12 protein-coding genes are annotated in these 14267 nt (G+C 66.0%); 9 read left to right on the top strand and 3 right to left on the bottom strand.

Annotation, left to right across the window (positions count from 1 at the left end; genetic code table 11):
• Positions 1–176: 176 nt before the first annotated feature.
• Positions 177–1379 (bottom strand): cysteine desulfurase-like protein, encoded by a 1203-nt coding sequence (locus tag OHA42_RS06140; RefSeq protein WP_366529420.1) that lies wholly within the window; start codon positions 1377–1379, stop codon positions 177–179.
• A 237-nt stretch (positions 1380–1616) separates the two neighbouring features.
• Here OHA42_RS06140 and OHA42_RS06135 point away from each other — a divergent pair, with 237 nt between their 5' ends.
• From OHA42_RS06135 to OHA42_RS06105, 7 genes are all read left to right on the top strand, one after another.
• The gene (locus tag OHA42_RS06135; RefSeq protein WP_406235293.1) at positions 1617–2225 is read left to right on the top strand and encodes a bacterial proteasome activator family protein; all 609 of its coding nucleotides are present in this window, start codon (positions 1617–1619) and stop codon (positions 2223–2225) included.
• A gap of 264 nt (positions 2226–2489) precedes the next feature.
• On the top strand, positions 2490–3344 hold the full coding sequence (locus OHA42_RS06130) for an ABC transporter permease (protein WP_406239120.1): 855 nt from the start codon (positions 2490–2492) through the stop codon (positions 3342–3344).
• A 10-nt stretch (positions 3345–3354) separates the two neighbouring features.
• Positions 3355–4194: an ABC transporter ATP-binding protein gene (locus tag OHA42_RS06125; RefSeq protein WP_406235292.1), complete on the top strand. Its 840-nt coding sequence runs from the start codon at positions 3355–3357 to the stop codon at positions 4192–4194.
• Positions 4195–4267: 73 nt separating this feature from the next.
• Positions 4268–5359 (top strand): glycosyltransferase, encoded by a 1092-nt coding sequence (locus OHA42_RS06120; protein ID WP_406235290.1) that lies wholly within the window; start codon positions 4268–4270, stop codon positions 5357–5359.
• A gap of 273 nt (positions 5360–5632) precedes the next feature.
• Complete coding sequence (gene rsgA / locus OHA42_RS06115; protein ID WP_406235288.1) at positions 5633–6682, top strand: ribosome small subunit-dependent GTPase A; 1050 nt, start codon at positions 5633–5635, stop codon at positions 6680–6682.
• Between the two features lie 55 nt (positions 6683–6737).
• Positions 6738–7433, top strand: a complete 696-nt coding sequence (locus OHA42_RS06110; RefSeq protein ID WP_406235286.1) for a hypothetical protein — start codon at positions 6738–6740, stop codon at positions 7431–7433.
• A gap of 160 nt (positions 7434–7593) precedes the next feature.
• Positions 7594–8445, top strand: a complete 852-nt coding sequence (locus tag OHA42_RS06105; RefSeq protein WP_328408081.1) for an NAD(P)-dependent oxidoreductase — start codon at positions 7594–7596, stop codon at positions 8443–8445.
• Positions 8446–8648: 203 nt separating this feature from the next.
• Here the strand turns inward: OHA42_RS06105 and OHA42_RS06100 are convergent, their stop codons facing one another.
• A complete protein-coding gene (locus tag OHA42_RS06100) occupies positions 8649–10550 on the bottom strand; it encodes a glycosyltransferase (RefSeq protein WP_406235285.1) in 1902 nt (633 codons plus the stop codon).
• Positions 10551–10704: 154 nt separating this feature from the next.
• Positions 10705–11295, bottom strand: coding sequence for a GtrA family protein (locus OHA42_RS06095; protein ID WP_406235283.1), 591 nt, complete (start codon positions 11293–11295; stop codon positions 10705–10707).
• 138 nt (positions 11296–11433) lie between these two features.
• Here OHA42_RS06095 and OHA42_RS06090 point away from each other — a divergent pair, with 138 nt between their 5' ends.
• Positions 11434–12426 carry a glycosyltransferase gene (locus OHA42_RS06090; RefSeq protein WP_406235281.1) on the top strand — a complete coding sequence of 331 codons (993 nt, stop codon included), beginning with the start codon at positions 11434–11436 and terminating at the stop codon, positions 12424–12426.
• Positions 12423–14096, top strand: coding sequence for a DUF2142 domain-containing protein (locus OHA42_RS06085; protein ID WP_406235280.1), 1674 nt, complete (start codon positions 12423–12425; stop codon positions 14094–14096). Before OHA42_RS06090 ends, OHA42_RS06085 begins: the two co-directional genes overlap by 4 nt.
• The last annotated feature ends 171 nt before the right edge of the window (positions 14097–14267 follow it).

Below are 14267 nucleotides of genomic sequence, written 5' to 3'. Positions count from 1 at the left end.
GGCTCGAGCGAGGTGCAACTTCGTTCGGCGGCGCCGGACCGCACCGGTGGCGCGGCGCTTACGCATGCGCAGGTTGTCGGGTTGCGGCAGCCATTGTGGTGCGCAACAACTTTCAGTACTTCCGGGAAGTAGACGCCGCAAAACCACGGGCGCGGGCGCCACTAGGTCGACCACGGTCACTCCAGGGCGGCGAGCGCCCTGCCGAGTTGGTCGATCTCGAATTTGGTGGTGTACGGGGCGAGGCCGACGGTCACCGCACCGCCTTCATCGTTGACACCGAGCGCGTCCAGCAGGCGGCTGCCGCCGTGCACGCCGCTGAGGGTGCCGATCCGGTTGTCGGCCAGCTTGGCGGCGACCTTCTCGGCCTGCATGCCGGCGAGGGTGAAGCTGACCGTCGGTATGCGGGTGGAGGCGCGGCCGATGACGGTCAGGTTGGGGATCTTGTCGAGCACGTCCATCAAGTGCTCGAAGAGCTGATCGTGGTAGTCCTGCAGCGAGGTGATCGACATCTCCAGGCGCTCGCGGCGGGTGCCGGTGGCCCGCTCGTCGAGCCCGGCGAGGAAGTCGATCGAGGTGGTGAGCCCAGCGAGCAGGGCGTACTGGTGGCCACCCACCTCGAGCCGCTCGGCGCCCTTCGCATACGGATTCAACGACATCGACGGAATCCGGTCCAGGAACGCGGGATCACGGAAGACCAGCGCGCCGATCTGCGGGCCACCCCATGCGGGGGCGCTGAGCGCGACGACGTCGGCATTGAGTTCGTCGATATCGATGAGCGCATACGGCGACGCACCGAAGGCGTCGGCAACGAGTAGACCGCCCACCTCGTGCACACGGTCCGCGGCGACCCGGACCGCGGGCGCGGACCCGACGATCGGTGATGCCGCAGTGAGCGCGACGAGCCGGGCGGTCGGCCCGATCAGTTCCTCGAACTGCCACGAAGGCATCTCGCAGGTCTCGATCTCGACCTCGGCCCAGCGCACATGTGCGCCGTAGCGGTTCGCGATCCGCAGCCATGGCGCGACATTGGCCTCGTCGTCCAAACGCGACAACACAATCCCGGTGCCCAGCCCGAGGCGCGAACTCAGCGACTCCGCCAACCAGGCCAGCAGCACCGCCCGGTCCGGTCCGAGCACCACACCTGCGGGATCGCCGCCGACCAGGTCCGCAACGGCCTCACGGGCCGCGTCCAAGATCGCGGCGCTGCGCACCGCGGCGCCATTGCGTCCGATATGCGAAAACGACGAGGTGCGGAAACCTGTTGAGACGGCACGAGATACCGAATCCGGGACCAGCATGCCCGCTTGCGGGTCGAGATGGATCCAGCCGTCGCCCAGGGACGGTATCAGGCCCCGAACCCTCGCGACGTCGTATGTCATGTTGGCCACTCTAAGGGCAGCGGGCAGGGCTGTGTAACCGCGTTCCCTCTCGAGGGGAAAGACACCGACAGGCACGCGCGCAACGACCTGGGACTCAGCATGGCAACCGACTTTCAGCAAATCCGAACCACACGACCCGAACAGAATAGAACGCCGGCACACCGCCGCGGCACGGACTCCGGCGACCTCGACCGCCCGCCTTAGCGTGTTCGCGGCGAACGCGACATGATAGGGATCATGACGCAATCGGATGAGGCACCGGAATCCATCGTCGTGATCGGACCCGATGGCCGACCGCTGGCCGCCACCGCGGAGGCCGGATCGGACTCGCCCTTCACCGCGCAGGTTGTCACCGACAGCGACAAGAAATCCGATGCGTCGGATGACACCGACGACTCCGGCGAATCGCTCGCCGATATGGTCGAGCAGCCAGCGAAGGTCATGCGCATCGGCACCATGATCAAGCAGCTGCTGGAAGAGGTACGCGCCGCACCGCTGGACGATGCGAGCCGCACCCGGCTGCGCGAGATCCACAAATCCTCGGTCCGCGAGCTGGAACAGGGCCTCGCCCCCGAACTGCGCGACGAGCTGGAGCGGCTCACGCTGCCGTTCACCGACGACGCCATCCCCACCGACGCCGAACTGCGCATCGCCCAGGCGCAGCTGGTCGGCTGGCTGGAGGGGCTGTTCCACGGCATCCAGACCGCACTGTTCGCCCAGCAGATGGCGGCACGTGCCCAGCTGGAACAGATGCGTCAGGGCGCGCTGCCGCCCGGCATCCATGCGCTCGACCCACGGGGTGGCGCACCGGGCCAGACCACCGGCGGAACCGGACAGTATCTGTAGACCCCGCGTGGCCACGCGGGCCGACCGGAATTTACGAGGGTAGGCTCGGGCACCGTGCCCGCCGCTGCCGCTCGCCCCGACTCGGTTTCCGCTGTCGACCCGGGGCGTACTGAAGAGAGCCAAGTGCGTTCAGATACCAGCCAAGCACTTTCCGACGAGCCTTCCGCAGAGACCTCGGCGGAAGACGCGAAGAAGAAGTCAGCGAATGAGACTCCGGTGACCCCCGACGAGCAGCCGACCACATCGGCAGACGACGCTCCCGCAGTGGAGTCCGTCGCGGTCGAGACACCAATCGTGTCGGATTCGCAGACCTTCCAGCGCGCCTTCAAGGATTTCCGCGGTGGCTTTTCGCAGCGCGAACTATGGCTGTCGCTCGGCTGGCAGGACATCAAGCAGCGCTACCGGCGCTCGGTGCTCGGGCCGTTCTGGATCACCATCGCGACCGGCGTGCAGGCCGCGGCGATCGGCCTGCTGTACGCGGCGCTGCTCGATCAGCCGATCAAGGACTACCTGCCCTATGTGGCCGTCGGCATCATCGTCTGGAACGTCATCAACGCAAGCATCCTCGAGGGCTCCGATGTGTTCATCGCCAACGAGGGACTGATCAAACAGCTGCCCTCGGCGCTGAGCGTGCATGTCTATCGCCTGGTGTGGCGGCAGCTGCTGTTCTTCGCGCACAACATGCTGATTTATCTGGTTGTGCTGGTCGCATTCGGTGTCTGGGAGAAACTGCACTGGACCGCGATATTCGCCATCCCCGCACTCGGGCTGCTGTTCCTCAACGCGATGTGGGTGTCGATCGTGTTCGGCATCTTCAGCACTCGCTACCGCGATATCGCGCCGATCCTCGGCAGCCTCACGCTGATGCTGTTCGTGCTGACTCCGGTCATGTGGAATACGAAAAGCCTGGAGGCCCAGGGCGGCCAGGTCAGCGAGCGCGCGAAACTGGCCGAAATCGTCCCGACGTTCCATTACCTGGAAATCGTCCGTGCGCCGTTGCTCGGCGACGATCAGCATCTGTATCACTGGGTGATCGTCGGCACCATCACCGTGATCGGCTGGATCGTGGCGATCTTCGCGATGAAGCAGTTCCGTTCACGCGTGCCGTACTGGGTTTAGGAGGGGCTCGATGACCGACCATGTGAGTATCGAAACCCGCCAGGCGTGGGTCGAGTTCCCGATTTTCGACGCCAAATCGCGGTCGCTGAAGAAGGCGTTCCTCGGTAAGGCGGGCGGCGCGATCGGACGCAATCAGTCCGATGTCGTGGTCGTCGAGGCGTTGCGCGACATCACGCTTTCGCTGAAGGAAGGCGACCGGATCGGCCTTGTCGGGCACAACGGCGCAGGCAAGTCGACGCTGCTGCGGTTGCTTTCGGGAATCTACGAGCCCTCGCGCGGCAGTGCGCGCATCCGTGGCCGCGTGGCGCCGGTGTTCGATCTCGGCGTCGGCATGGACCCGGAGATTTCCGGCTACGAGAACATCATCATCCGTGGCCTCTTCCTCGGGCAGACACGCAAGCAGATGCTGTCCAAGATCGATGAGATCGCCGATTTCACCGAGCTCGGCGAGTACCTGTCCATGCCGCTGCGCACCTATTCGACGGGTATGCGGGTTCGCCTGGCCATGGGCGTTGTCACCTCGATCGACCCGGAAATCCTGCTGCTAGACGAGGGCATCGGCGCGGTGGACGCCGAATTCATGAAGAAAGCCCGCATCCGGTTGCAGTCATTGGTGGCCAGGTCCGGCATCCTGGTGTTCGCCAGCCATTCCAATGAATTCCTCGCGCAACTCTGCGATACCGCCATGTGGATCGACCATGGGCAGATCCGTTTGCGCGGCGGTATAGAAGAAGTTGTGCGCGCGTACGAAGGACCGGAGGCGGGAAACCACGTCGCCACCGTGCTGCGCGAAATGGAAGCCGAGCGGACAATGGGCACCGAACGAGAACTGGAGCGGAATAAGGCATGAGCGAGCGCAGCGAGCGAATCGTGTGCCAGCGCGCATCGCGCATGCCGGGGCCGAGCGTCAGCGAGGCGGAGGCATGAGTGAATCGACTGGGCAGGAACCCCCGATCGTCACGGGGGGGCAGTCCCCGGTCGATCCGCCGCAGGACACCTCCGAGACGGTAGCCGCGGCCGATGCCTCGATCGACGCGGCGGCACCGAAGGTCGACGCAACCGCGAGTGATTCGGCGCCGGCGACCGCTCCCGCCGACCTCACCCCGACCGGTACCGGCCCCGACGCCAGGATCATCGCGGTCGTGGTCACGCACAAGCGGCGTGAGCTGCTCGCGGAATCGCTGAAGGTCGTCACCTCCCAGTCGCGGCCGGTGGACCACCTGATCGTGATCGATAACGGCAACGAGCCCGAGGTCGCCGAACTGGTCGGGCAGCAGCCGATCGAATCGACCTACCTGGGATCGGCGCACAACCTCGGTGGCGCGGGCGGTTTCGCGCTCGGCATGCTGCACGCGCTCACCCAGGGCGCGGACTGGGTGTGGCTCGCCGACGACGACGGCCGGCCCGAGGGCCCCGAGGTGCTGTCCATTCTGCTGGATTGCGCTGCCCGGCACGGCCTTTCCGAGGTCTCGCCGGTGGTCTGCGATATCGACGAACCGGATCGGCTCGCCTTCCCGCTGCGCCGCGGTGTGGTGTGGCGGCGGCTGCGCTCCGAACTAGGCGACGAGGACTTCCTGCCCGGTATCGCCTCCCTGTTCAACGGCGCTCTCATCTCCGCCAAGGCGGTCGACGTGATCGGTGTGCCCGATCTGCGCCTTTTCGTCCGCGGCGACGAGGTCGAGGTGCACCGCCGCCTGGTCCGCTCCGGCCTGCCCTTCGGCACCTGCCTACAAACGGCCTACCTACACCCCAATGGCGCCGCCGAATTCAAGCCGATCCTCGGCGGCCGCATGCACACCCAGTACCCCGATGATCCGGTGAAGCGCTACTTCACCTACCGCAACCGTGGCTACCTGATGGCCCAGCCCGGTATGCGAAAGCTGCTCCCCCAGGAATGGATCCGCTTCTCCTGGTTCTTCCTCGTCACCCGCCGCGACCCCGCCGGCCTGCGCGAATGGTTCCAGCTACGCAGCCTCGGCCGCAACGAGCAGTTCGGCAAGCCGGACAAACGCTGACCTTGTAGCAACCGAACGCCGCAAACCATCCCCGCGCCGAACCGCGCGCGCTTCGGCGCGGGAAAAATAGGTTGCGCAGGGTTGGGCGCAGCTGTCAGTGTGTTGAGGAACTTCGAGGAGATAGGTGAGGAGGTGGACCGCGTGACTACCGAGCTTCGGATTGTCATGCCCGGGCGAGCTGCGCGACTGCGCGCCGCCGGACGGACCTCCACCACTCACTCCACTCACTGAGCCCGGGTCGGGCTCGGTGCTCGACGAAGGATTCCTTCCATCATGGTCGACTACGACCTGCTTGTCCCTTACGGCTGGACCGAAGCCGTAGCTACTGAATACGAGGCGCTCATCACCGATGGGTGCGTGCCCGCGCGGGTGATTCGAATGGACCGCAGCGAATGCGATGTCGCGACGCCCGCGGGGCCGGCCCGGGCTCGGTGTCCGCGATCGGATTCCGAGATCAGCGGCCTGTGCACCGGCGACTGGGTGAGCATCGATGCCGAATCGACGGTGCGGCAACTGCTGCCGCGATGGTCGGCGATCATGCGATCGGCGGTGTCGGGACGGTCGCAGGGGCAGGTGCTCGCCGCGAATGTCGACACCGTGCTGATCTGCACCGCGGCCGACGGAGATGTCGATCTCGGGCGCATCGAGCGGATGCTTGCGCTGGCCTGGGAAAGTAATGCACAGCCGATTGTGCTGCTCACCAAAGCGGATGCGGCGCTGGATATTCCGCTCGACGAGGTGGCCGCCGTCGCACCGGGCGCTGCCGCGCTCGCGGTCAGTGCCAGCAGTGGGTTCGGGCTGGATGTGCTCACCACGATGCTCGACGGAACCGTCGCGTTGATCGGCCCTTCCGGCGCCGGCAAATCGACGCTCGCCAATGCCCTGCTCGGTCGAGAAGCGTTCGCCACCAATGCTGTTCGCGCGGCCGACAAGAAGGGCAGGCACACCACAGTGCACCGGGAGCTGCAACCGTTGCCCGGTGGCGGCACGCTGATCGATACGCCCGGATTGCGCGGCATCGGGTTGTGGGATGCGGCCGAGGGCATCGAAAAGACCTTCAGCGATCTGGAATCCATTGCCGAGCAATGCCGTTTCGGCGATTGTGCGCACCACGGCGAACCGGGCTGCGCGGTACAGGAGGCCATCGATAACGGCGAGCTGACCCAGCGCCGGGTCGACAGCTATCGCAAACTGGCCCGCGAGAACGCCTGGATGGCCGCCCGCACCGACAAACGCCTCCAAGCCGAGCGGGAGCGAGTCTGGCGCAACCTCACCAAGCAGCACCGGAGGACTTACCAGGAGCGGAACTCTCGGCGGCGCTGAACTGGCCGAATCACGGTAGGGTCGGCTCGCATTAATCGATAACTGGGAGGGTTGAATGAGTTACCCCGGCGGGTATCCGCCTCAGGGCCAGCAGCCCGGGCAATGGCCTGGGCAGCCCGCATACGGCCAGCCCGCACCGCAGTACGGTGCGCCGCAACCATACGGTGCACCGCCGCAGTACGCGCCGGATCAGCAACACCCGAGCCAACCACAGATCCCGCAACCTGCCTACGGCCAACCGCAGCCTGCATACGGTCAGCCGCAAGCTCCGCAGTTCGGGCAACAGGCCGCACCGTACGGACAGCCGTACGGACAGCCCGCACCGCAGTTCGCGCCGCAGGCGCCCTACGGCGCACCGCCCGCGCCGCCTGCGCCGCCCGGAATCACCGTCGATGCGTCGTACTCGGGATTCGCCTTCCTGCTGGCATTGACCAAGCCGAAGATCCTGGTCAATGGTCAGCGGGTGCCGAACACACGCTGGGGACAGAATCACATCCCCGTCGGGCCGGGCCAGTACCACGTCAAGGTCACCACCCCGTGGCTGTTCGATATGGGCCCCGCCAATGTGACAGTGCCGATCGCCGAGGGGCAGGGCACACGGTTCTATTACCGCGCGCCCGTGGTCATCTTCCTCAACGGCGCGATCGGTCAGGTGCCGCAGAAGACGCCGGGCATGGTGTTCCTCTACGTCACCTGGGGACTGGCCGCACTGATCATGCTGCTCAACATCGTCATGATCGCGAGCATCTGACGCCTCTGGTGAAGTCGAGGGCATCGGAACATCGCGGTTCCGATGCCCTCTCTTCGACCACCCTATGCAACTGGTTGCATAGGGGCAGGGTTTACCCTTAACGTGCAAAGCGCGGAAGGCCGCGGGGCGCCACCTGCGGCACAGACGACAGGAGCAGGTCATGACGGAACCGGGATCGAAGCCGCTCGCAGGCAAGACGATGATCATGTCGGGCGGCAGCCGCGGCATCGGTCTGGAAATCGCCAAGCGGGCCGCCGCCGACGGCGCGAACATCACCCTCATCGCCAAGACCGACCAGCCGCATCCCAAACTTCCCGGCACCATCCACACCGCGGCGGCCGAGCTGGAGGCCGCGGGCGGCCAGGTGCTGCCGTTCGTCGGCGACGTGCGGATCGACGAGTCGGTGGCCGAGGCCGTGCGCCAGACGGTCGAGCGCTTCGGCGGCATCGACCTGGTGGTCAACAACGCCTCGGCGATCGACCTTTCCCCCACCGACGCCATCTCGATGAAGAAGTACGACCTCATGCAGGACATCAACTGCCGCGGCAGTTTCCTGCTCTCCAAGCTCAGCATTCCGGCACTGCGCGAGTCGGCGGCGGCGGGCCGCAACCCGCACATCCTCACCCTCTCGCCGCCGCTGAACCTCGACCCCAAGTGGGCGGGCATGGCGCTGGGCTACACCATCGCCAAGTACGGAATGTCGCTGACCACACTGGGATTGGCCGAGGAGCTCAAGGGCGACGGCATCGGGGTCAACTCGCTGTGGCCGCGCACAACCATCGCTACTGCCGCGGTGCAGAACCTGCTCGGCGGCGAAGAAATGATCGCCACCTCCCGCACCCCCGACATCTATGCCGACGCCGCCTACCTGGTCCTCACCGCACCGTCCAAGGAGACCAGCGGAAACTTCTTCCTCGACGACGAAGTCCTTGCCGCCCACGGCATTACCGATCTCGACAAGTATCGCGTCGTCCCCGGCGACGGCGAACTGACCACCGACCTGTTCCTCTGAAGCACAGTCCCGAGGTACACCCGGCGCTCGGCCTCTGTTCGAGGTCGGGCGCCGCGTCGTGAAACGACTGTTGCGCAGCGGGTTTATCGGCGACCGAAGCGCCGATGCCCGGACCCATCGGCGACTGCGCCGACGCGCCCCGGTGAACCGGACGAGCCGCACCCGCGATGGCGGGTACGGCTCGTCACTCGTTGTACGGCGACCTAGTCCGACTCGATGCCGTAGAGGCGTTCCCAGTTCGCGCGGCTGGTGAGCTCCGGGACCGCGGCGCGGTACTGCTGCTGCAAGGCGGGCAGTTCACGGCGCAGGCGACGCAGGGTGCGCAGGGTGCGCAGCAGCAGGGCGCGGGCCCTTGCCTTGTCGCGGCGGCGGATTCGGACGCCGGACTGGGAGGCATCGGTGACGACGACATGGTCGAACAGTGCGACGTGCCACCAGTGCGCATCCTCGCGGGTGATGCCGATCAAGCCGTGCTGGGTACGGCCGGTCCACTGGCCGATGGCGCGCTTGATCAGCACAGCAGTCACGCGGCTCGGTTCGCCGCCCGCCCTGCGCAGCTGGATATCCCCGGAGCGCACCGGTGGGGTCGCGGCCGCGTGTTTGGCCGTCTCCGGATAGTCGCCGCGGGCGGCGCGAGCGGCGGCCAACGCCTCGATTCCGCCGTCGCGCAACACCTTCGGGCCCTGGAGGAAGTCCTCGATGCCCTGCAGGGTGGTGTGCACCAGACCGTATTGCATGGCAACCAGGTGTTCGGCCAGACTGCGGAACAGCTGGCGGCTGATGGCCTTCGCGTCGAGATCGGCGTGCAGCGAACCGACGATGAGCGAGTTCCGGGTGCTGAAGTAACGCGCCCAGTCGTCGTAGTCCTTCCAATAGAAGTCGGCGTGCCACACCGCGGCATTCGGCAGGGTGACCGTCACGAACCCGTTCTCGCGGGCCCGGACGCCGTATTCGACGTCGTCCCACTGGAAGAAGATCGGGATCGGCAGACCGATCTTGGCCACGACCTCCGCCGGGATGAGGCAGGTCCACCAGGCGTTGTAGCCCGCATCGACGCGCCGCTCCTGGTTGCGCTTGAGCATGCTGGTGTTGCGCAATGCCTTCGGCACCTTCTGCCCGTGCTCGAGCTCGTGCAGGTGCACCTCTTCGGCGCCGACATTGAGGTAGTCGGGGTTCAGCAGAAACAGCATCTGGGCACCGACCAGCGTCGGCTCCACTGTCATATTGGCGAAGGCATTGAGCCGCAGCACCGTTTCCGGCTCGCACAGGATGTCGTCGTCCATCAGGATCACATCGGCGTGCTCGTTCACCGCGGACACCTCGTAGAGGCCGCGGGTGAAGCCACCCGCCCCGCCGAGATTGGGCTGCCGGATGTAGCGCAGTTTGTCGCCGAAGACCGGCAGGGTGTTCTGGAACACCGGACGGTTCTCCACCAGATCGGTGCCCTGGTCGACCACGTACACCGCGTCGATCGCGGCGAGCACGGTCGCGTCCGAGGCCAGCGCGGCCACCGTTTCGGCGCAATCCGCGGCCCGGTTGAAGGTGCAGATCGCGATCGCCACCGGCCGCACATGGTCGGGCGCGACCGAGGTCCAGGTGAGTTCGGTGATCCCGAGGTCGCCGCCGATGGCATCGAACTCGAGCCACAACGCACCACCGTCGACGTATTGGTCCAGCGGCGCTGTCAGTGTCAGCGGGCCGGCCGCGGTGATCTCGGCGGTCTCGATGATCCGTCGGTGTCCGGCGATATCAGAGGCGACCACCCGGACCCTTGCCTTCGCGGCCACGTCGAGCACCATCGTCGCCCGCACCTCGGTGACGGTGGTCCAGCGCTGCCAGTAGCTGGCGGCGAACCGACCGAAGTAGGTGTTGGTGTGGGCCGTCGCGCCCTTTTCCAGTCGTAACGCCAGTCGCTCCCGATGCGCGCGGCCCTTCACGACGGCATACAGCTCGTCGCTGACCTTCGCCGATGGTCCGGTGAAGATGCCGCGCTGCAACAGCAACCGATCGGGCGCCCGATGGTCGGCGCGCAACGAGGCGGGCGCTTCAGCAGCCGAAGGTCGATCGTTCGTTTCGGTAACGGCTTGGGTAGCCGACTGATCCATGAAGTCCTCGAAATCCTCGGTGTCGATTGGCGGCGCTCCCGGGTGCTCGCTCGGGGTGCCGACGGGACAGACAGCCCCTGGATGCCGTTCGCGGCGGGTGCGAGGATATCAACCGACCTCGGCCCGCGCCTGTTCAGCAACCAGGGTGCCGCAATTACTTCTGTTGCTCGGCGTTCGCCGGGCCACCGACAAAGACGAATTTGTCGTAGGCCCAATAACGGAAAACCACCGCGACGATCTGCCCGATCAGTGTGCCGGAAATGTTGTCCGACAGCGGTGTCGACAGGTCGAGCACGTAGCGGGAAAAGCCGAGACAGCCCAGCTGCAAGCCGATGGCCACCACGTTGAACACGGCGTAGAGCAGATATTCACGGCCAGGGTTGTCGGTGTTCTTGTGCGCGAACGTCCACCACTTGTTGCCGAAGTAGGTGACCACGGTAGCTACGGCGATCGCGATGATCTTGGCGGGCAACGGAGAGTGGTACAGAATTCCCTCCCCGCCCCAGAACACGAGCAGGTTGTAGGTGCCCGCATCGACAAGGAACCCGATCGCACCGACCACGAGGAACGCCCCGCCGCGCCGCAGGGCGCCGATCACTTTCGCGGCAAGCGGCTGCGCGGCCGGCACCGGTGGCACGGAGCCGGACCGCTCGGGTGCTGACACGGGCTGCTCGGGGTAGGACACCGGGCGACGGTACCCCAGCCGGTACCGACCGCGCCTGCGCTGCGCCCGGCGCAGCGTCATAACCGGACTCCTCCGACCGCACGCATTAGGCTCGGTGAACCGAGCGCACGCAACCCTTACCGGGTACACGCTGCGCCACACTGCCCTGTACCCTCCCGGTGTTCCCATTCACACCGCCGACCTCGAGGATTGACCCGGGTGGACTCCACCGAGCTTCGTATAGCCGCCGTGGTCCCGTGCCACAACGAAGAGGCTTCGGTCGCCAAGGTCGTCGCCGACCTCCAGGCTGCCGTGCCGGGAATTGTCGTCTATGTCTACGACAACCTGAGTACCGACGCGACCGCCGAGCGAGCCCGCGCGGCCGGGGCGATCGTGCGCGCCGAGCACACCAAGGGCAAGGGCAATGTGGTGCGGCGGGCCTTCGCCGACATCGAGGCCGATGTGTACCTGATGATCGATGGCGACGACACCTATGAGGCGTCGGCCGCACCGCTGATGATCAAGACACTGCTCGACGGCCCCTACGACCATGTGCTCGGCGTCCGCAAACAGGAAGACGAGGGCGCCTCGGCGTACCGCTCGGGCCACGAGACCGGCAACAAGGTGCTCAACGGTGTTGTCGGAAAGGTGTTCGGCGAGAACGTCGAAGACATGCTCAGCGGCTTCCGGGTGTTCTCGCGCCGCTTCGTGAAGAGCTTCCCCGCGGTGTCGCGGGAATTCGAGATCGAGACCGAACTGACGGTGCATTCGCTGCATCTGCGGGTGCCGCAGACCGCCGTCCCTGTCGGCTTCCGCGATCGGCCCGCGGGCAGCGAAAGCAAGCTGCGCACCTATCACGACGGCTTCAAGATTCTGGCGCTGATCATCGGCCTTGCCAGGCATGAGCGCCCAGTCGCGTTCTACGGCTTGTTCGGCACCCTGAGCTTTCTGGTCTCGATCATCTTGACCATCCCGATAGTGGTCGAGTTCTACAACACCCACGAGGTGCCGCGCTTCCCGACACTGTTCCTCGCCTTCACGCTGCTGCTGCTCGGCAGTCTGGCCTGGACCGCGGGCCTGATCTTGGACGGCATCCGCCGCTCACGGCACGAGGCGTCCCGGCTGGTCTACCTGCGCTACTCGGCCGTCAGCGCCGACGACCCGCACCCGAACGGACATGGTGGTGACGCGAACGGTGGAGCCGACCGTTGACCACTTCGGCCGACCGAACCACGACCGACGACCAAGAGTCGACACCTGCGGATAACGCGACACCAACGGATAGCGCGCCGGGTCGAGCCATCCTCGACCAGCCCTCGAGCTCGGACAACGGTGCCGCACAACCGAAGTCGCCCGACGCTGCCGAATCGGCGGGCACAACGCGTAACGCGGTCCGCCGAACAGCGCAGCGCATCGTCGCCCGCTTCGGCGCGGCGACCGTCGCCTTCACTCTTCTGGCCACCCTCTTCGGCGCATCGTTCGCCGTGGTGACCCCACCCTTCTGGGGCCATGACGAGATCACCCAGTTCGGCAGGGCCTATCAGGTCGCCCACGGCGGCTTCCTGCCCGAGCGGATCAAGGACGATCGCGGCGTCGCCTACGGCGGTAACGTGCCGACCAGCATCACCGCCGTGATGGGCTATGCGATGCACGACTACACAACCAACCCGGAAGAGCCGGACCCGATGGTCGCCGATCCCGGCGACTACGACCGGCTCGGCGGCGCGGAAGTCTCCTCGGCCACCGAACCGGTTTGGTTCACCAATACCGCCGCCTACTCGCCGGTGCCGTATATCCCGGCCGCCGTCGGCATTCGACTTTCCGAGCTGTTCGGCCTCGACGTCGGCGGCATGGTGCTGCTCACCCGGCTCGCCGGACTTTCCGCTTACCTGACCGTCGTCGGATTCGGCTTGTGGGCGCTGCGCAGGCATCGGGTGCAATGGCTGGCGTTCACCGTCGCCGCGCTGCCGATCGCGGTGTTCCAGTCGGGCACGGTCACCGCCGACACGTTGACCAACGCGCTGGCCATCATGGTGTCCGCGTTGCTGGTCAAAGCGCTGTTCCTCGGCGACCGGCTCGGGCGGGTGGAAACGGCGGCGCTGCTGACCGCGACCATCCTGCTGCCGATCAGCAAGCCGACGTATGTGCTGCTCGCGATGCTCATCGTGGTGGTGCCGGTGCATCGGTTCGGATTCTCCCGCGTCGCGCCCGGCGCATCGTGGGCCACGTCCGGTTGGCAGCGCTGGATCCCTTGGGGATTCGCCGCCGCCGGTGGTCTTGTCTTCGCGGCCTGGATGAAGGTCGCCGCGCCGACCGGGGACGGCATGGGCCTGATGCGCCCACCGCACCAGTGGAATTCCGTCAAGCCCGGTGAGCAGTTGCACGGCATCCTCGCCGATCCCCTGCATTTCGTGAATACCTTCGGCGAGAGCATCGCGCTGCGGGACCAGCGGTGGTTCAGCCAGTTCTTCGGCGAACTCGGCTTCGCCTACATCGACGTGCCCGCCCTGTCGATGCTGGCCTGCCTGCTCGCCTTCGCGGTGAGCGTCGGCATCGCGGAGCGGATGAACCCGGCCACCGCGACGTTCCGGCGCGCCCTGATCGTCGCGCTCACCCTGGCTGCGAGCGTTGCGATGATCTACGTGACGCTCTATATGTCCTTCACGCCGGTCGGCTACTACATCATCGACGGCGTGCAGGGCCGCTACTTCGTCCCGCTGGCGATCATCGGGCTTGCCGTGCTGCTGCGGTGGATGCCGTTGCGCCTCACCGACTCCGAGGGCAAGACGCCGACGCGGGGCCCGGCGATCACCGTCATCGCGGCCACTGCGTTCGCACTCATCGCCGCGCTGTGGAAGTACTATTCCATTGTCTGGGGCTGATCTTGATAATCGCCGAACCATCGGTCACGAATTTTGATCTTGAATTTGCCGAACACTCATTCAGATCACAGTTGGCACATCAATACGTGAGATAAGTTGTGATGTCCATCTCGAAATGTCCCGCGAGTCCTCGGTGGCCCACCCTGCCGTCGAACACGAAAAACGCTGACA

The organism is Nocardia sp. NBC_01009, from assembly GCF_045208035.1.
Taxonomy (GTDB): Bacteria; Actinomycetota; Actinomycetes; order Mycobacteriales; family Mycobacteriaceae; genus Nocardia.
This window is presented reverse-complemented; position numbering and strand designations above follow the sequence as displayed.

Excerpts from the sequence above, each read along its gene's own strand:
- OHA42_RS06105 (WP_328408081.1), top strand. The coding sequence starts at position 7,594 with ATGACGGAACCGGGATCGAAGCCGCTCGCAGGCAAGACGATGATCATG.
- OHA42_RS06140 (WP_366529420.1), bottom strand. The coding sequence starts at position 1,379 with ATGACATACGACGTCGCGAGGGTTCGGGGCCTGATACCGTCCCTGGGC.
- rsgA (WP_406235288.1), top strand. The coding sequence starts at position 5,633 with ATGGTCGACTACGACCTGCTTGTCCCTTACGGCTGGACCGAAGCCGTA.
- OHA42_RS06100 (WP_406235285.1), bottom strand. The coding sequence starts at position 10,550 with ATGGATCAGTCGGCTACCCAAGCCGTTACCGAAACGAACGATCGACCT.
- OHA42_RS06135 (WP_406235293.1), top strand. The coding sequence starts at position 1,617 with ATGACGCAATCGGATGAGGCACCGGAATCCATCGTCGTGATCGGACCC.
- OHA42_RS06120 (WP_406235290.1), top strand. The coding sequence starts at position 4,268 with ATGAGTGAATCGACTGGGCAGGAACCCCCGATCGTCACGGGGGGGCAG.
- OHA42_RS06110 (WP_406235286.1), top strand. The coding sequence starts at position 6,738 with ATGAGTTACCCCGGCGGGTATCCGCCTCAGGGCCAGCAGCCCGGGCAA.
- OHA42_RS06125 (WP_406235292.1), top strand. The coding sequence starts at position 3,355 with ATGACCGACCATGTGAGTATCGAAACCCGCCAGGCGTGGGTCGAGTTC.
- OHA42_RS06095 (WP_406235283.1), bottom strand. The coding sequence starts at position 11,295 with ATGACGCTGCGCCGGGCGCAGCGCAGGCGCGGTCGGTACCGGCTGGGG.